Source organism: Brevundimonas sp. UBA2503 (genome assembly GCF_002341485.1).
Classification (GTDB): domain Bacteria; phylum Pseudomonadota; class Alphaproteobacteria; order Caulobacterales; family Caulobacteraceae; genus Brevundimonas; species Brevundimonas halotolerans.
Genome location: NZ_DDOD01000025.1, coordinates 16242 through 33985, shown reverse-complemented (window position 1 = coordinate 33985; position 17744 = coordinate 16242). Strand labels below are relative to the sequence as shown.

Here is a 17744-nt window from a genome sequence, read left to right as displayed (position 1 = left end):
TAGACCATTCCATCAGTCAGGGACGACTTCATTCGTAAAGGCCGCCACATCCTTGATCAGGGCCGGCACGGCGGCGTCGATGATCCGCTGGCCCTTTTCGGGACTGGCCTGGGCCGGGTCCGAGCCGATCCGCCCGTCGGGGAAGCGGGCGCGATAGTCCAGCGCATCGCGGATCGGGCCGACAGGGGCGATCTTGGGCGAATAGTCGGCGGTCTTGATCCGGTCCGGATAGGCGGCCTGGGTGACGGCAATCTCGGAGGGCGTGGCGTGCATCCCGTGGCCGGTCGGGAAGATCGAGCTGCACAGGGCGTGCACCCCCGGCAGGTCCCACCAATTGACCAGTTTCAGGGCGAAGGGCGCGCGTTCCTCAAGGAAGCTCCACTCCGCATAGATCTCGGCAAAGGTGGCCTCGATGGTCGCGACATTGCCGCCGTGGCCATTGAGGAAATAGATCCGCTCGAAGCCGTGACGCGTCAGCGAGCTGACCCAGTCGGAAATGGCGGCCATGAAGGTCGAGGGGCGCAGCGAGATCGTCCCCGCAAACGCCAGATGGTGCTGGGCCATGCCGATGTTGAAGGTCGGGGCGATGACCAGGCCGTCGTCCTGTCTTTCGGCGGCGTGGGCGATGATTTCCGGGCACAGCCAGTCGGTGCCGAGTAGGCCCGTCGGGCCATGCTGTTCGTTCGAGCCGATCGGCACGATGACCGTCTTGTTGGTCTTCAGCCGGGCCTCGATCTCGGGCCAGGACGACAGGTGGATCAGCATGACAAACTCCGGAACTCAGATACAGGGCAGGATAATGGACTGGGGCCCCCACGGGCCAGAATCGCATACGCCGATTGGTCGCAGCCGACAAATCGCGGCTTGGCCCGGCGGGCACGGGCTGGCAGGAACGGCGCTTGAGGGAGGCGGATCTGGCCCGGACGACCGTGAAAACGAAAGCTAAGGCGAAGAACGGCCGGGCGCGGGGCGCGCGCGGCTGGCCGCCCGATCCCGCACGGGTCGAGACCCTCTTCGCCCGGCTGGCGGCGGTCATGCCCGAGCCGAAGACCGAACTGAATTTCAGCAGCCCCTATACGCTGGTGGTTGCCGTCGCCCTGTCGGCCCAGGCGACCGACGTCTCGGTCAACAAGGCCACCGACCGGCTGTTCGCCGTCGCCGACACGCCGGAAAAGATGCTGGCCCTGGGGGAGGAAGGCCTGATCCCCTACATCGCCTCGATCGGCCTCTACCGGAACAAGGCGAAGAACGTCATCGCCCTCAGCCGCATGGTGCTGGAGCAGCACGACGGCGAGGTGCCCCTGACTAGGGGCGAGCTACAGGCCCTGCCCGGTGTCGGCCGCAAGACCGCCAGTGTGGTGCTGAACGAGCTGGAGATCGAACCGGCCATCGCCGTCGACACCCATGTGTTCCGGGTCTCGCACCGGCTGGCGCTGGCCAATGCCAATACCCCCGACAAGGTCGAGGCCCAGCTGCATCAGATCGTGCCTGCGGGATGGCTGCCGAAAGCCCACCACTGGCTGATCCTGCACGGCCGCTACACCTGCGTGGCGCGCAAGCCGAAATGCGAGTCCTGCGTGATCCGCGACCTGTGCCCGTCCGTCTCGCCCGTGGTCAACGATTGACGCGAGCGGCAACCACGGTGACGAAGGCCTTCCCCCCGTCCGGTGCATGGTTGAGATAGAAGTCCGGTTCGATCAGTTCGGCCTCCATCAACAGCCACTGGCCGTCGGGGCCGCGCGCAAGGTCGATCCGGGCGTACAACAGCTCTTCCTCGACCGTGGCCAGCACCCGTTCGGCCAGTGCGAGGGCCACAGGGTCCGGGTCGGGCTCGGGCGCATAGAGGCCGCCGAACTGTTGCTGGATGCGGAACTCGCCGGCGCGGGGGCGTTTGCGCACCGCATGGCTGAAACGACCGCCGAAGAACAACAGGGACAGCTCGCCCTCGGTCTCCAGCGCCGCGATGAAGGGCTGGATCAGCGCCGGGCCATCCGGCGCCTCGGTCAGGGCCTCGCCGCGCGCCAGCCGCGTGGTCTGCCAGCCGCCGCCCGAGACACGGGGTTTGACCACCAGATCGTCGGTGCCCAGCGCGTCAAAGGCGTCGGCGACCTGATCCGGCGTGACCTGCTCGCTCCAGATCGTCGGCGGGACGGGCAGGCCCGCCTCGCCCAGCCGCTTCAGATAGGATTTGTCGGAATTCCAGGCCAGCACCCCGGCCGGGTTCAGCATGCGGACCCCCGCCGCCTGCCAGGTCGCACAGGCCCGAATCCAGCGCAGATGGTCGCGGTGATAGCCCCAGGCGACCAGTGGCATCACCAGATCGGCGCCCGCCAGACCGTCGGCGCGATCGATATGGTCGGTCCAGGCCTCGGACCGGGCGGCCAGCCCGCCTTCGGCAAGGGCGCCGATCAGTCGGTCGCGCACCTGCGGCCACTGGCCGGCAAAGGACGGGTCGTCGGGGTTGGGGGTCAGGATCACGATATCGGTCATGGGCGCCTCTTAGCGGAAAATGCGGCGCGGAAAAGCCGCCTTCCGGCGCCCCCACTGGCCATCTGCGGTGGGGCGGGCTAAGCGGCGCCCATGACCCATTCCGCCCCCACCCACGACGTCTGCGCTGTCGGCAATGCCATCGTCGATGTGCTGAGCCCGTGCACCCCCGAATTCCTGAGCGACAAGGGGCTGGAGCCCGGCTCCATGCGGCTGGTCGATGAGACCGAAAGCGCCACCCTCTATGACGCCATGGCGGCCGGGGTCGAGGCCTCGGGCGGATCGGCGGGCAACACGGTGGCCGGCATCGGCAGCCTCGGCGGACGCGCGGCCTATATCGGCAAGGTCGCCGACGACCAGCTGGGCGGGGTCTTCGCCCACGACATCCGCGCGGCGGGGGTGACCTTCGATACGCCGGTGCTGACCGGGGGGCAGGGCACGGGCCGCTGCCTGATCAATGTCACGCCGGATGGCCAGCGCACCATGTGCACCTTCTTGGGTGCCGCGAACCAGCTGGCCCCGGAAGACGTCGATCTGGCTCAGGTGGCCGACAGCGCCATCGTCTATCTGGAAGGCTATCTGTTCGACCCGGCCCCGGCCCGCGCAGCCTTCGAGGCGGCAGCCGAGGCGGCGCACAAGGCGGGCCGCAAGGTCGCCATCACCCTGTCGGACACCTTCGTCGTCGCCCGCTGGCGCAGTGAGCTGCTGGCCTTCCTCGACGGCTCGACCGACATCGTCTTCGCCAATGAGGCCGAGGCCTGCGCCCTGTTCGAGACCGATGACGTCGAGGCGGCCACGCGCGCCCTGGCTGAAAAGGTCGAGGTCGTGGCCGTGACCCACGGGCCCAAGGGCTCGGTGCTGGTGCGCGGCGACGAGCGGGCCGACATCGCCGCCGAGCCGGTCGGCAAGGTCGTCGATACCACCGGCGCAGGCGACCAATATGCCGCCGGTGTGCTGTTCGGTCTGGCGCGCGGCCTGCCGCTGGAGACCTGCGGGCGTCTGGGCGCCATTGCCGCCGCCGAGGTCATCTCGCACTGGGGCCCGCGCCCCATGACCTCGCTGAAGGATCTGGCCGAGGCCGCCGGTATCCGCCTTTAGTCCACGCGTTCCAGCGCGGCGATGAAGAAGCCGTCCAGCCCGCCCCGGTCGGCCCACTGACCGGGCAGGATGCGCAGCCAGCCCTCGGACGTCAGGGCCTCAACCGGGGCGCCCACCGCCGCCGGATCGGCCGGCACGGTGCGAAACGCCTCATTGCGGCGCAGGAAGGCCGTGACCTGGGTCTCACCCTCCTCACGCTCCAGCGAACAGGTGCAATAGACCAGCCGCCCGCCGGGGGCGACCCGGGCCGCTGCCGCATCCAGCAGGCGGTGCTGCACATCGGCCAGATTGCCGATATCGGCGGGCCGGGTGGCGCGCAGGGCCTCGGGATTGCGACGGAAGGTGCCGGTCGCCGAACAGGGCGCATCCAGCAGCACCCGGTCGAACTGGCGCGGATCGGTCCAGTCCTCGGCGGGCGAGGCGATGACCTCGGCCGACAGACCCATCCGTTTCAGATTGTCGCGCAGGCGATCCAGGCGTTTGTCCGACCGGTCCAGCGCCGTGACGGTCGCGCCCGTGGCCGCCAGCTGCAGCGTCTTGCCACCAGGGGCCGCGCACAGGTCCAGCACCGCGTGGTCGGGTCGCACCTCCAGTAAACGGGCGGGCACGGCGGCGGCGGCGTCCTGTACCCACCAGATGCCGTCCTCGAAGCCTGTCCAGTCGCGCAGATCGCCGCGGCGGTCGGTGCGCAGGGTGTCGGGCCCAAGGACGCGCGCCTCCAGCGCCTCGGCCAGAACCTCGGCGTCCGTGTCGGGCTTGAGGCTGAGGTCGGTGGGCGGCTCCAGGCTGGCGGCCCGGGCCATGGCCTGCAGCGCGGCCTCGCCGTAAGTCTGTCGCCAGCGTGCGGTCAGCCAGTCGGGAAAGTTGGCCACCGGATCGGTGGGCCCGGTGCCGTCGCGGTCGATCCCGCGCAGTACGGCATTGATCAGCGCCTTGTAGGGCCGGGTGGCCGGATCGCGCTCGGCCAGTTTGACGGCGCTGGAGACGGCGGCAAAGGCGGGCGTCTTCAGCGTCAGGGTCTGGGCCAGGGCGGTGCGCATCAGGGTGCGGACCGCGGGCGGAGGCGACCGCTTCAGCCGCGCATCGAGGATGGCGTCGATCTCACCCAGACGTCGGAGGGCGGCCATGGCCACGGCGCGGGCAAAGGCCCGGTCCTGTGGCTCAAGACTTGAGACCGGCGGCTTCGACAGGGCCTCGTCGAGGCCATTGCGCCGCTCCAGCGCGGCGTTCAGCAGCAGGCCTGCGGCATGACGCGCCTGGATCCCGGGATCATCCGTCATCCTAGACCGACACCTGGGTGCCCAGCTCGACCACGCGGCCGGGCGGGATGTGGAAGAAGTCGGTCGGATTGGCGGCGTTGCGCATCAGGAAGATATAGAGCCGGTCCTGCCACAGGGGCATGCCCTGGGTCGACGAGGGCACGACCGACCGGCGGCCGAGGAAGAAGCTGGTCGACATGATGTCGAACTTCAGCCCCTGTTTGCGGCACAGGCCGAGCGCCTTGGGCACATTGGGCTGCTCCATGAAGCCGTAGGAGAGCACCACCCGCTTGAAGTCGTCGTTGATCGGCTCGATCACGATGCGGTTGTCGTCGCGCACCCTGGGCCGGTCGACCGTCTTGACCGTCAGGATGATGTTCTTCTCGTGCAGCACCTTGTTGTGCTTGAGGTTGTGCATCAGGGCGACCGGGGCGACCCCGGGGTCCGAGGTCAGGAAGATGGCCGTCCCCGGCGTGCGGTGCGGCGGACGGGCCGTCAGCATGTCGATCAGGTCGGACAGGGGCAGGCTGTCGCGCCGAGTCTTGGCGGTCAGGATCTGCGTGCCGCGCACCCAGGTCCACATGATCAGAACGATACCGGCGCCCATCAGCAACGGCGCCCAGGCTCCATCGGGGACCTTCATCAGGTTGGAGCCGAAGAAACCTATATCGATGATCAGGAAAGGGGTGATGGCCGCAATGCTGAGCGGCAGGCTCCACTTCCACAGACGCCTGACGATGAACCACGCCAGCAGGCTGTCGACCAGCATGGCCCCGGTCACCGAGACACCATAGGCCCCGGCCAGCTGCGACGAGGTCGGGAACATGACCAGCAGCAGCAACACGCCGACCAGCATGATCCCGTTGATGGCGGGGATGTAGATCTGGCCGGCCTGGGTCTCGCTGGTCTGCAGGATGCTGATGCGGGGTAGCAGGCCCAGTTGCACCGCCTGCTGCGTCAGGGAAAAGGCCCCGGTGATGACCGCCTGGCTGGCGATGATGGTGGCCAGCGTCGCCATGATCAGCACGGGCCAGTAGATCGGCTGGGGGATCATCTCCCAGAAGGGGTTGGCGGCGGCGGAACGATCGCTGAGCACCAGCGCGCCCTGACCCAGATAGTTGAGCATCAGACACGGCAGGACGAACCACAGCCAGCCGGCGCGGATCGGCGCCTTACCGAAATGGCCCATGTCGGTGTAGAGCGCCTCGGCGCCGGTGACGGCCAGAAAGACGCTGCCCAGCAGGATGAAGCCCAGCACGCCGTTGTCGATCAGGAACATCACCCCGTAGTGGGGGGATAGCGCCCTCAGGATCGAAAGATCGTCGAAGATGTGAAACACGCCGAGGCTGGCCAGAATCAGGAACCAGACGGTGGTGATCGGGCCAAATGCGCGGGCCATGCTGGCCGTGCCGCGCGACTGCACCATGAACAGGCTGACCAGAATGCCGGCCGCGATGGGCACGACGAAGGGCATCAGATTGCGGCCGATGCCAGGGGCCTGGCCCAGACCTTCGACGGCGGAGAGCACGGAGACCGCAGGCGTCAGCACGCCATCGCCATAGAACATGGCCGCGCCGCAGATGCCGAGGAAGAACACCAGCGCCGATCGCTTGCCGATCGCATGCTGGGCCAGCGCCATCAGCGCCAGACTGCCGCCCTCGCCCTTGTTGTCGGCACGCATCAGGAAAACGACGTATTTGACCGTCACCACGAGGATCAGCGCCCAGAACACCAGCGAGACCGTTCCCAGCACCGCCAGTTCGGCCTCGCCGCCCGAGCGGCTGTGACTGAGAGCTTCACGCATGGCGTAGAGCGGGCTGGTGCCGATGTCGCCGAACACCACACCGATGGCCCCGATGACCAGACCCAGCTTGCCCTTGGCCGCCAGTCCGTGACTGCCGTGCCCGTTTCCGGGCGCGGTCGTATCGGATGTAGCCTGAGGCGCTGCGGGGCCGGACGCGTCACCCGGGGGCGATGCGTCGGGCCTGGGGGTATCCCCGGTCATGCCTAGTCTCCGGGTGCCGTGGGAGGACGGACCCTTCCATGAAGCCGCGGGGCTTTAGACCCTTTCGTCGGACGGTTCAATCGTGGCCCCCTGCACCGCACCGTGCGCGCGTGCGTTTGTGATTCTTGCGACAAACGCCTAAGTCCGCATACGGAACCCGAAACCCATGTCCGACAGTCAAAGATTCCCCGTCGCGGCCCACGCCCTGGCTTATCTGGCCCACAAGGGCGCCTATGGACCTGCGCAGGCGGTGCCCAGCGCCATTCTGGCCGCCTCGGTGCCCACCAACCCCGTGGTGATCCGCCGCGTGACCGGCCTTCTGGCGCGCGCCGGCCTGATCGAGACGCGCTCGGGGGCCAGCGGCGGGGCCTGGCTGCTGCGCCGTCCCGACACCATTCGTCTGGACGAGGTGCTGAAGGCGGTACACGGCTGCGCCCATCTGGGCTCACCGCCTGCCGGGGCCAAGGGCTGTCCGGTCGGCGAACATATCCCCCGACAGGTCGCCCGGGCGCTGATCGCCGCAGACCGGGCGGCGGGCGAGGCCCTGTCGCGTATCACCATCGCCGACCTTCTGGCCGACAACCCGCCCTCCCTGGCCGGTTTCGCCCTGCCGGTCGCAGCCGGCAAATGACCCGCAGGCGGGTGCTGGTCACCGGCGCTTCGGCCGGCATCGGCCGGGCGCTGGCCACCGTCTATGCCGCCGAGGGCTGGGACCTGATCCTGACGGCGCGTCACAAGGCGCCCCTCGATGCGCTGGCGGCCGAGCTGAGCGCGGCCCATAGCTGCGACGCCCGGGTCATCCTCGCCGATCTGGGGGTCGAGGGCGCGGCCGACCAGCTGGCGGCCGATATTCAGGCGCAGGGGCTGACGGTCGACGGCCTGATCAACAATGCCGGCTTCAGCCGCACCGAGGGATTTCTGAAGACCCCGCCCGAAGATCAGCAGGCCATGATCCGCGTCATGCTGACCGTGCCGGTTCAGCTCAGTCGGGCGCTGGTGCCGGGCATGGTCGAGCGGAGCTTCGGCCGGGTGCTGAATGTCGCCTCCCTGGCCGGGCGCATGCCCGCAACCGGCGGCGACACCCTGTATGGCCCGGTCAAGAGCTTCATGATCAAGGCCTCACAGGGTCTGTGGCTGGAGATGCGTGGCACGGGGGTGCACGTCACCGCCCTGTGTCCCGGCTATACGCTGACCGAGTTTCACGACGTCAACGGCACCCGCGAGGAGGTGTCCTCGGCCTATCCCTCATGGATGTGGCAGACTGCGGACCATGTGGCCCGGGTCGGCTGGCGCGCCTGCGAGGCCAACCGCCCTCAGGTGACCCCGGGCGTCATGAACAATCTCATGGCGGGCCTCGCCAAACACCTGCCCGACGGCATGGCCCTGTCCATGGTCGGCGGTCACGCGAAACGGCTGAAGCGGATCTGAGCGAAGGGTGAGTAGTGAGCAGTGATTGGTGAGCAGGGCCGGCTGAGCAGGCGGAGGCCCCACTACTCACGACTCACCACTCACTATTCACGCCTCTGTCAGTGCCCGCCGGCCGGGTAGGGCGCGGTCACGGCGCCCGAGAACATGCCGGGGATGGCCTCGCCGAGGCCCGCCAGGATGAACTGAATGGCCAGGGCGCACAGGATCAGGCCCAGAACCCGCACAACAATGGCCATGCCGACTTCGCCCAGCAGGCGGCTGATCGGCCCGGTCATGGCGAAACAGATGAAGGTGGCCAGACCGGCGGCGACGATGGCGGCCACGCCTGCGACCTGACCGGACGGGCCGATCTTGGTCGCCTCACCCGCCTGGATGATGATGGTGGAAATGGCGCCCGGGCCGATCAGCAGCGGCATGGCGAACGGCACGATCAGCCGCTGGAAGCGTCGCCGGGCATAACCCCGCACATCGGCCAGATCAGACTGGGAATCGGCATCGGCAAAGATCTTGAGGAAGTCCTCGCGCGCCATGTCGAGGCCGAGCAGCAGCAGCAGAATGCCGCCGGCGATCCTGAAGGCCGCCAGCGAAATGCCGAAAAACTCCAGCAGCGCCAGACCGGTGAAAAAGAAGAAGACCAGAAAGGCGACGATGAACAGGCAGATCAGCGCCGACACCGACATCCGCTGGCTGAGGGTCGCCCCCGCTGTGGCCGCCGCGAAAATCGGGATGTTGCCGATCGGATCGACCAGGGCGAACAGGGCTACGAACAGGTTGACGCCAAGATCGACCGCGCCCATGGCTGAAAGTCCCCTGTGTAAATCCGTCCGGTGATGGTGTGGCGCGCCACGGCGCACCCATGTCCTCCCCATAGCCGCTTGCAAGGAGCCCGTCGATGACCTCTCCCGTTCTGGCCGATCCGCGTTTGATCGTCGGGCTGGACCTGCCGTCGGTCGAGGCGGCCGAGGCACTGGTCGACCGGATTGCCGACGGGGTTCTGGCCTATAAGGTCGGGCTGAGCCTGCTGGCCCGTCCGGGCGGCGTCGCGTTCGCCCAAAAACTGCGGGCGCGCGGCAAGACGGTGTTTCAGGACTGGAAGCTTCACGACATCGGCGCCCAGGTAGAGGGCGCGGCGCGCGCCGTGGCCGAGGGCGGCTGTGACCTGCTGACCGTCCATGCCGAGCCGCAGGTAATGGCGGCCGCGATCCGGGGGCGCGATGCGGCGGGGACCGGGACGAAACTTCTGGGCGTGACCGTCATGACCAGCCTGTCCGACACGGATCTGGTCGAGATCGGTTACGGCCAGTCGGCGTCCGATCTGGTCGAGCGGCGGGTCCGTCAGGCGCTGGATCTGGGCATGGACGGGGTGGTGTCCAGCCCGCTCGAAGCCGCCCGGGTGCGCGCGCTGGCACAGGCGGCTGGCCGGCCGGACTTCCTGATCATCACCCCGGGCGTAAGGCCGGCCGGGGCCGACAGGGGCGATCAGCAGCGGGTGGCAACCCCGTCAGACGCGCTCAGGGCCGGGGCCACTCATCTGGTGGTGGCGCGCCCGGTGGTGGCCGCAGACAGTCCATCGATGGCGGCGGCGCGGATTGCCGCCGAAATGCTCGAAGTCTAGCGGTCGTACATATAGACGTCGGAGCAGTCGCAGTCGCGCCGGCGGTCATAGCGACGGTCCCTCCGGTCATAGCGGTCGTCATAGCGATCACGGCGGTGGTCGGACCGGGGCCGGTCGTCCTGATAGCCGTATTCGTCGCGATAGCCCTGATAGCGGCTGTAGCCATAGCGCCCGCCCCGGTCGTAATCCCGGTCGTGACCAAGGCCATAGCTGTCGTGACGCTGGCGGTAGCGATAGGCATAGCCGTCATGCGGACGCGGCGACTGGTAATAGCCTCCACCGTATCCGTAGTCGTCATAGCCGTAGCTACCCCGCCCGGTGGCCGCAGCCCCGGTCGCGGCATAGACCCGCGTCTCGCCTTCATAGACTGCACCCGCAGCCCCGGTGCGCGGATAGCTGTAGCCATAGTCATAGGGCGAGGGCTGGCCGTAGGTGACGACCACCCGGGTATCGGCCCGGCCATAGGACTGGCCGTAACTGCCATAGCTGGCATAGGCCTGCGCCGGCGGGCGATACTGATCCCGGTATTGTGCCGCGGCGGGCGTGGCAGCGGCCAGCGTCAGGGCCGCAAGGCCGGCACCCAGTGCCAGAGTGCGGGGGGTCAGGGCGCGAAAGGAGCGCGGAGTCGGCATCGCCTTATCCTCGAAATCGCCGGTGCGGCGGGGATGAACGAAACGTTAACGCCATGCCCGGCGGATCGTTCGTTTTTCTCCCGGGAGGCGACGGATTCGCTCAGGGCATGACCTAGAAGTCGACGGCCAGCCCCTTGCGCTCCCAGTCGCCGTAGCGGGTCGGCTCGGGGCCGCGCGGGCCGCCGACCTCGTCCGAGGGGGGCCCGGCCGCATCGGCCTCGGCATTGCGGGCGGCGGCCTCCTCGAGCACGCGGCGCTCCAGATCGGTCAGGGGCCGGTGCGGCGTGGCCCCCGGAAGGTCGGCGTTGTGGACCACGGCGTCCGGCACGTCATCGGTGGGGGTGGGCGCTTCGGTCACAGGCGGGTCCTCTTGAGGCGCGGCGGGGCTGAGGACACATAGGAGACCGGTGACACGACGGCCAGTCCGTCCGTCTCGCCGACCAACAGTCAGAGTTCCCGTCCGGTCATGAACCACGCCAAGACCTTCATCCTGCTGGCCGCCCTGACGGCCCTGTTCGTCGGCATCGGCTATCTGATCGGCGGCGCCGTGGGCATGGTCATTGCCCTGGGTCTGGCGGCGGCCCTCAATCTGGTCAGCTACTGGAACGCCGACAAGATCGTCATGCGGATGTACCGGGCCCAGCCGGTCGACGAGACCCACCCCAATGCCGTCGTGCGGGCCTATGTCGCCGATGTCCTGCAGATGGCCGAGGGCGCCGGCTTGCCCCGTCCGGTGGTGGCCATCATCCCCTCGGACCAGCCCAATGCCTTTGCCACCGGCCGCAATCCGGAGAACGCCGCCGTCTGCGCCACCTCGGGCCTGCTGGACCTGCTGACGCGGGACGAGGTGCGCGGCGTCATGGCCCATGAGCTGGCCCATGTGAAGAACCGCGACACACTGGTGATGACGGTCACCGCCACGGTCGCGGGCGCCATTTCGGCGCTGGCCAATTTCGCCCTGTTCTTTGGCGGCGACCGCGAGCGCACCGGCGGTCTGATCGGCACGATTGCCCTGATGCTGCTGGCCCCGCTGGCCGCCGGTCTGGTGCAGATGGCCATCAGCCGCACCCGCGAGTACGAGGCCGACCGTATCGGCGCCGGGATCGCCGGCGACCCGCATGCCCTCGCCGCCGCTCTCGAAAAAATCGAGGCTTATGCCCGTCGCATCCACAATCCGGTGGCCGAGCGCAATCCGGCCTCGGGCCAGCTGTTCATCATCAATCCGCTGGCCGGCAAGGGGGCCGACAGCCTGTTCTCGACCCACCCGGCGACCGGCAACCGCATCAAGGCCCTGATGGCGCTGGCCGTTTCCACGGGCGCCACGCCCCTGCATCCGCGCCCGCCGGTCAGTGCCGCGCCCGGCACCACCGTGCCGGCCACCCCCTCCGCCCCGCGCGGGCCGTGGGGTTAGAACAAGCCGGGGCTTGCGCTCGCGGGCGTCTGGTTCTTTAAGCGCGGCCATCGTTTCGTGCGCCTCCCCGCGCCCCGGCCCCGAGGTATCCACCATGTCCGACTTCAAGCCCAAGAAGGTTGTCCTTGCCTATTCGGGCGGGCTCGACACCTCCATCATCCTGAAATGGCTCGAGACGGAGTATGGCGCCGAGGTGGTGACCTTCACCGCCGATCTGGGCCAGGGCGAGGAGCTGGAGCCCGCGCGCGAAAAGGCGCTCCGCATGGGCATCAAGCCCGAGAACATCTTCATCGACGACCTGCGCGAGGAATTCGTCCGGGACTTCGTCTTCCCCATGTTCCGCGCCAATGCCCTCTATGAAGGCCAGTATCTGCTGGGCACCTCCATCGCCCGGCCGCTGATCGCCAAGCGCCAGATCGAGATCGCCCGCATGGTCGGCGCCGACGCCGTCTGTCACGGCGCCACCGGCAAGGGCAATGATCAGGTCCGCTTCGAGCTGGGCTATTATGCGCTGGAGCCCGACATCCGCGTCATCGCCCCCTGGCGCGAATGGGACTTCAAGTCCCGCGAGGCCCTGCTGGACTTTGCCGAAAAGCACCAGATTCCGATCGCCAAGGACAAGCGCGGCGAGGCGCCCTTCTCGGTCGATGCCAACCTTCTGCACAGTTCGTCCGAGGGCAAGGTGCTGGAGGACCCGGCGGTCGAGGCGCCCGAATTCGTCTATCAGCGCACCATCGCGCCCGAGGATGCGCCCGATCAGGCCACCGTCATCACCATCGGTTTCGAGCGCGGCGACGCGGTCTCGATCGACGGTGAGGCCCTCTCGCCCGCCACCCTGCTGGCTCGCCTGAACGATCTGGGCCGCGACAACGGCATCGGCCGTCTGGATCTGGTCGAGGGCCGGTTCGTCGGCATGAAGTCGCGCGGCATCTATGAAACGCCGGGCGGCACCATCCTGCTGGCCGCCCACCGGGGCATCGAGTCGATCACCCTGGATCGCGGCGCCATGCATCTGAAGGACGAACTGGCCGTCCGCTATGCCCAGATGATCTACAACGGCTTCTGGTTCGCCCCCGAGCGCGAGATGCTGCAGGCGGCCATCGACAAGAGCCAGGAGCAGGTCACCGGCACCGTGCGGGTCAAGCTCTACAAGGGCAATGCCACGGTCATCGGCCGCGAGAGCCCGCTCAGCCTCTATGATCAGGACCTGGTGACCTTCGAGGAAGGCGTCCAGGCCTATGACCACCGCGACGCGGCGGGCTTCATCAAGCTGAACGCCCTGCGCCTGCGGGTTCTGGAGCGCCGGAATCGCCGGACCGGCGGGGCCTGATCCGGGACCTGACGCAGCCTTACCGCGATTTCACTTGAAGGGCGGGCCTGATGGGTAAAGTCTTGGGGTAACGATTATCCCCAAGCCCAAAGGCCCTCCCATGCGTCGTCTGATCCTCTCCGCCGTTGCCGTCTCCGCCCTCGGCCTGTCGGCCTTCGCCCTGCCCGCCTTAGCCGCGCCCGTTGCGGCGGTTGCCATCGCCCAGGACCCGGTCACCGAGGCCGAGCTTGAAGCCCGCGCCGCGGCCTTTGAGGTCACGCTCGAGGCGCTGGTCGTCGAGATCGAGGCCATCCGCGCCGACACCAGCCTGACCGAAGAAGACCGTCAGGCCCGCATGCAGGCCGCCATCGACCGCAAGAAGCCCGAAATCGACGGCTTCGTCGCCATGCTGTCGGGCTTCGTCCGCCAGCAGACCCTCGACGAGGGCGGCACCGCCGAGGACGCCGAACTGGCCGCTGGCATGATCGAGGACATGTTCGTCGAAATGCTGGTCCCCGGTCTGCTGTCCGGTGAACTGGCTGCTGCCATGGCCGCCGAAGGCGAATAAGCCGCCCCTATCTCGCTCAGGAGGTCTGACCATGATCCGTGCCCTGTCGCTTGCCGCCGCCCTGGCCCTGCTGCCGGTTTCCGCCGCCGTAGCCCAGACCGCCGAGCCGGAATCCGCTGAAGCCGCTCTGGAAGCCGCCGCCGAGGTCTTCGAGGGCCGGATGGACGAGTTCGCCGAACGCGCCGAAGCGATCTCGGAAGACGACAGCCTGACCGAGGACCAGAAGGAAGCCGCCGTCATGGCGCTGTGGGGCGAGTATCAGCCCGACGTCCTGGCCTTCACCCAGACGGTCTCGGTGTCCGTGTCCGGCATCGTCGCCGAGGCGCTGGCCGAAGTCGACATCGAGGCGGTCGTGGCTGAGGCTTTGGCCGAGGCCGATCAGGCCGGCGGCATGGGCATCGCCGAGGCGATGGCCGTGGGTCAGGGCATGATGACCAACGGCGCCTGGGCCATCGACGACCCCGAACATCAGGCCACCTACGGCCTCATGGCCGACTATGCCCTCGGCATGGCCATGGACGAAGTCGACGCCGAGCTCAAGGCTGCCCCCGAGGACTGAGGCCCGGCGTCTCCTCCCCATCTTGATGGGGAGGGGGACCGCGAAGCGGTGGAGGGGTTCTTCACCGCGCGCTCGCCCTCAAGATCCCCTCCGTCACGGCGCCAATGCGCCGCGCCACCTCCCCGGCTTCGCCAGGGAGGAGACTGCAATTGCGATAGCCGCCGCCCGAATCCCCAGCCCGTTCAAGGCCCCTGCCGCGTCTCGCAGCGTTCTGCCCGCCCTGGCCGCCGCATCCCCCATACTGTCCGGTTGCCGATACCCCGACCGGAGGAGGGCGAATTGAGACTATTCAGACGGTTCAGACGGTATAAATTCATCTCCTCCCCATTCATGGGGAGGGGGACCACGGAGTGGTGGAGGGGTTCTTGCCGCATGCAGGCGCTGCCACGGCGTTCACCGACGGACACCTCCGCCCCTCATCCGGCGCTCACGCGCCACCTTCTCCCATCGGGAGAAGGGATGAAGTCTGGCGGGCGGAGAATGCATTCCAGACGGTTCAGACTATTCAGACGGTGTTTTTCGATGAGTGCAACGCATCTGAAATCGGCCTATGGCTGGTGTTCCGCCTGCCAGAGCCAACGCCCGTGAGCCCGATCCTGTGAGCCTGCCGCCCGAGACCGTTCCGACGCCCGAGGCCACGGCCACCACCACCCCCGGCGGGACCACCCCGGCGGCAGCGCCCGCCCGTCGTGAGGGCGGCATGATGCGGTCCTCGGCCATCTTCAGCGGCCTGACCCTGATCAGTCGCGGGGCCGGCTTTGCCCGCGATGTGGTGATCTCGGCGGCGCTCGGGGCCTCGGCCGGGCCTGCCGCCGACGCCTATAATACGGCCCTCAGCTTCCCCAATCTGTTCCGGCGCATCTTTGCCGAGGGGGCCTTTGCCGCCGCCTTCGTCCCCGCCTATGCCCGTACGCTGGAGACCGAAGGCCCCGAGGCCGCCGACCGCGTCGCCACCCAGGCGCTGGCCATGGTCGCCATGGTCACCGTGATCCTGACGATCGTCGCCCAGCTGGCCATGCCGTGGATCATGACGGTCATCAACGTCGGCTACCTCGACGATCCGGCGCGGTTCAAGCTGGCCGTGGTCCTGACCCAGATCACCATGCCCTATCTGCCCTGCATGGCCGTCGCCGCCCTGCTGTCGGGTGTGTTGAATGCGCGCGGGCGGTTCATCGTCTCGGGCGCCTATCCGATCCTGCTGAACCTGATCATGCTGGCCGCCGTCATTCCAGCCACGGGCGGACAGGTCGGCGCGGCCTATGCGGCGTCGTGGGCGGTGCTGGCTGCGGGCGTGGCCCAGGCCGGCCTGTGCTGGTGGGCCGTGCGCAAGGCCGGGGCCAACATCCATCTGGCGATCCCGCGCCTGACGCCGGCGGTCAAGGCCATCATCATCACCGCCATCCCCGCCGCCATCGGTAATTCGGCGACCCAGCTGAACGTCTTCGTCTCGGGCAATCTGGCCAGTTTCGTTGAGGGCGGCCGCAGCTGGCTGGCGACCGCAGACCGGCTGTATCAGTTGCCGCTCGGGCTGGTCGGGGTGGCGATCGGCATCGCCCTGCTGCCGCGTCTGTCGGCGGCCGTGGCCTCCAATGACCGCGCCCGGCAAAAGACCTCGATGGATCAGGCCGTGCTGCTGTCCATGGCCCTGACCCTTCCGGCTGCCGCCGCCCTGATGGGCATGCCCTATTTCCTGATCGACGCCCTGTTCACGCGGGGCGCCTTCCTCGACGTCGATGCCCGCGCCACGGCCGAAGCCCTGTTCCAGTTCGGCTGGGGCGTGCCGGCCTTTGTGCTGATCCGGATTCTGGCGCCCGCCTTCTTTGCCCGCGGCGATACGAAAAGCCCGATGCGCTTTGCACTGGTCTCGGTGGTCGTCAATGTGACGCTGGCCGTCGGACTGTTCTTCGGGGCCAATATGGGCGTGCCCGGCATCGCCGCGGCCGTCAGCGCCGCCGCCTGGTCAAATGCCGGCCTGCTGGCGCTGACCCTGTGGCGGCGGGACCATTACCGGCCCGGCCCGGCGCTGGTCTCGCGCCTGATCCGCATCGCCTTTGCCGCTGCCGGCATGGGCCTGCTGGTCGCCGTCGCCACCTGGGCCCGGCCGTATTATGAGCCCTCCATCGGACAGGCCCTGTCCGGCCTCGGCCTTGACCATGGCGCCAAGGAGCTTTCGGTCCTGCTGGTCACCGCCGTCGGCGGCCTGGCCTATGCCGTCCTCGCCCTCGCCACCCGCGCGGTCCGCATCTCCGAGCTGAAGGCGCTGGTCCAGCGCGGCAATGGAGGCAAGGCCTGATGCCCCCACTTGCCCTCCCGCCCCGGCTGGGGCATGGCCCTGACCATGACTGATACGCCTCCCGTCTATTCCGGTCCGCGCCGCATCCTCAGCGGCATCCAGGCCTCGGGTGCCCTGCACCTCGGCAACTATCTGGGGGCGCTGAAGCGCTTCACCCAGCTGCAGGACGCGGGGGCCCCCTGCTTCCTGTTCGTGGCCGACCTGCACGCCATCACCGTCTGGCAGGAGCCCCAAAAGCTGGCCGCCCAGACGCGCGAGATCGCCGCCGCCTATCTGGCCTCGGGCCTCGATCCGGCGCGGTCGGTGATCTTCCCGCAGTCGGCCGTCCGTGCCCATGCGGAGCTGGCCTGGGTGTTCAACTGCGTCGCCCGCCTCGGCTGGCTGGACCGCATGACCCAGTTCAAGGAGAAGTCGGGCAAGCACAAGGAACGCGCCTCGGTCGGCCTCTATACCTATCCGGTGCTGCAGGCCGCCGACATCCTGGTCTACAAGGCGACCGAGGTCCCGACCGGCGAGGACCAGAAACAGCACCTCGAGCTGACGCGTGACATCGCCCAGAAGTTCAACAGTGACTTCGGCGTGCCGGGCTTCTTCCCCATCCCCGACCCCGTCATCCAGGGCCCGGCCCCGCGCGTGATGAGCCTCCGGGACGGTCAGGCCAAGATGTCCAAGTCCGACCCGTCCGACCTCAGCCGCATCAATCTGACCGACGATGCCGACACCATCGCCGCCAAGGTGAGGAAGGCCAAGACCGACCCCGAGCCCCTGCCCGAGACCATGGACGAGCTGGAGGGACGGCCCGAGGCGAAGAACCTCGTCACCCTGTATGCCGCCCTCTCGGACCAGACAAAGGAGGCCGTGCTGGCCGAGTTCGCCGGGCAAGGCTTTGGCGCCTTCAAGCCCAAACTGGCCGAGGTGGCGGTCGCCGCCATGGCCCCGGTCACCGCCGAGATGCGCCGCCTGATGGCCGACCCCGCCGAGATCGACCGTGTGCTGGCTGACGGCGCCGAACGCGCCTCAGCCGTCGCCGATCCGGTCGTCGACGAGGTCAAACGGATCGTGGGCTTCTGGAGGGCCTAG

At 68.3% G+C, this 17744-nt stretch carries 18 protein-coding genes; 11 read left to right on the top strand and 7 right to left on the bottom strand.

The window, feature by feature from the left end:
• Positions 1–12: 12 nt before the first annotated feature.
• The gene (locus B4K74_RS11625) at positions 13–765 is read right to left on the bottom strand and encodes a creatininase family protein (protein WP_123288131.1); all 753 of its coding nucleotides are present in this window, start codon (positions 763–765) and stop codon (positions 13–15) included.
• A gap of 164 nt (positions 766–929) precedes the next feature.
• Between B4K74_RS11625 and nth the strand changes: the two genes are divergently transcribed.
• On the top strand, positions 930–1625 hold the full coding sequence (gene nth, locus B4K74_RS11620) for an endonuclease III (RefSeq protein ID WP_286693071.1): 696 nt from the start codon (positions 930–932) through the stop codon (positions 1623–1625).
• On the opposite strand, the gene B4K74_RS11615 is transcribed toward nth, so the two are convergent.
• On the bottom strand, positions 1615–2490 hold the full coding sequence (locus B4K74_RS11615) for an ATP-grasp domain-containing protein (RefSeq protein WP_286693070.1): 876 nt from the start codon (positions 2488–2490) through the stop codon (positions 1615–1617). The genes nth and B4K74_RS11615 overlap by 11 nt on opposite strands.
• A gap of 90 nt (positions 2491–2580) precedes the next feature.
• Here B4K74_RS11615 and B4K74_RS11610 point away from each other — a divergent pair, with 90 nt between their 5' ends.
• Positions 2581–3585 carry an adenosine kinase gene (locus B4K74_RS11610; protein ID WP_286693069.1) on the top strand — a complete coding sequence of 335 codons (1005 nt, stop codon included), beginning with the start codon at positions 2581–2583 and terminating at the stop codon, positions 3583–3585.
• On the opposite strand, the gene B4K74_RS11605 is transcribed toward B4K74_RS11610, so the two are convergent.
• Both B4K74_RS11605 and B4K74_RS11600 read right to left on the bottom strand, forming a co-directional pair.
• Positions 3582–4865, bottom strand: coding sequence for an RsmB/NOP family class I SAM-dependent RNA methyltransferase (locus B4K74_RS11605; protein WP_286693068.1), 1284 nt, complete (start codon positions 4863–4865; stop codon positions 3582–3584). The genes B4K74_RS11610 and B4K74_RS11605 overlap by 4 nt on opposite strands.
• Position 4866: 1 nt before the next feature.
• The gene (locus B4K74_RS11600; protein WP_286693067.1) at positions 4867–6849 is read right to left on the bottom strand and encodes a potassium transporter Kup; all 1983 of its coding nucleotides are present in this window, start codon (positions 6847–6849) and stop codon (positions 4867–4869) included.
• A 166-nt stretch (positions 6850–7015) separates the two neighbouring features.
• Between B4K74_RS11600 and B4K74_RS11595 the strand changes: the two genes are divergently transcribed.
• Both B4K74_RS11595 and B4K74_RS11590 read left to right on the top strand, forming a co-directional pair.
• Positions 7016–7480, top strand: coding sequence for an Rrf2 family transcriptional regulator (locus B4K74_RS11595; protein WP_286693066.1), 465 nt, complete (start codon positions 7016–7018; stop codon positions 7478–7480).
• Positions 7477–8277, top strand: a complete 801-nt coding sequence (locus tag B4K74_RS11590) for an SDR family NAD(P)-dependent oxidoreductase (protein WP_286693065.1) — start codon at positions 7477–7479, stop codon at positions 8275–8277. The genes B4K74_RS11595 and B4K74_RS11590 overlap by 4 nt, the downstream gene beginning before the upstream one ends.
• A 98-nt stretch (positions 8278–8375) precedes the next feature.
• Here B4K74_RS11590 and B4K74_RS11585 read toward each other — a convergent pair whose 3' ends face one another.
• A complete protein-coding gene (locus B4K74_RS11585; protein WP_123288123.1) occupies positions 8376–9074 on the bottom strand; it encodes a MarC family protein in 699 nt (232 codons plus the stop codon).
• 95 nt (positions 9075–9169) lie between these two features.
• On the opposite strand from B4K74_RS11585, the gene pyrF reads away from it, so the two are divergent.
• Complete coding sequence (pyrF, locus tag B4K74_RS11580) at positions 9170–9892, top strand: orotidine-5'-phosphate decarboxylase (protein ID WP_286693064.1); 723 nt, start codon at positions 9170–9172, stop codon at positions 9890–9892.
• On the opposite strand, the gene B4K74_RS11575 is transcribed toward pyrF, so the two are convergent.
• Complete coding sequence (locus B4K74_RS11575; protein ID WP_123288121.1) at positions 9889–10524, bottom strand: hypothetical protein; 636 nt, start codon at positions 10522–10524, stop codon at positions 9889–9891. The two genes, pyrF and B4K74_RS11575, sit on opposite strands and share 4 nt — an antisense overlap.
• A 112-nt stretch (positions 10525–10636) precedes the next feature.
• Positions 10637–10882, bottom strand: a complete 246-nt coding sequence (locus B4K74_RS11570; RefSeq protein WP_123288120.1) for a DUF1674 domain-containing protein — start codon at positions 10880–10882, stop codon at positions 10637–10639.
• 108 nt (positions 10883–10990) lie between these two features.
• Between B4K74_RS11570 and htpX the strand changes: the two genes are divergently transcribed.
• From htpX to trpS, 6 genes are all read left to right on the top strand, one after another.
• A complete protein-coding gene (gene htpX, locus B4K74_RS11565; protein WP_286693063.1) occupies positions 10991–11935 on the top strand; it encodes a zinc metalloprotease HtpX in 945 nt (314 codons plus the stop codon).
• A 94-nt stretch (positions 11936–12029) separates the two neighbouring features.
• On the top strand, positions 12030–13265 hold the full coding sequence (locus tag B4K74_RS11560; RefSeq protein ID WP_286693062.1) for an argininosuccinate synthase: 1236 nt from the start codon (positions 12030–12032) through the stop codon (positions 13263–13265).
• A gap of 100 nt (positions 13266–13365) precedes the next feature.
• A complete protein-coding gene (locus tag B4K74_RS11555; RefSeq protein ID WP_286693061.1) occupies positions 13366–13812 on the top strand; it encodes a hypothetical protein in 447 nt (148 codons plus the stop codon).
• A 31-nt stretch (positions 13813–13843) separates the two neighbouring features.
• Positions 13844–14371, top strand: a complete 528-nt coding sequence (locus B4K74_RS11550; RefSeq protein WP_286693060.1) for a hypothetical protein — start codon at positions 13844–13846, stop codon at positions 14369–14371.
• A gap of 700 nt (positions 14372–15071) precedes the next feature.
• Complete coding sequence (murJ, locus tag B4K74_RS11545; protein WP_286693363.1) at positions 15072–16664, top strand: murein biosynthesis integral membrane protein MurJ; 1593 nt, start codon at positions 15072–15074, stop codon at positions 16662–16664.
• 45 nt (positions 16665–16709) lie between these two features.
• Complete coding sequence (gene trpS, locus B4K74_RS11540) at positions 16710–17744, top strand: tryptophan--tRNA ligase (RefSeq protein ID WP_286693059.1); 1035 nt, start codon at positions 16710–16712, stop codon at positions 17742–17744.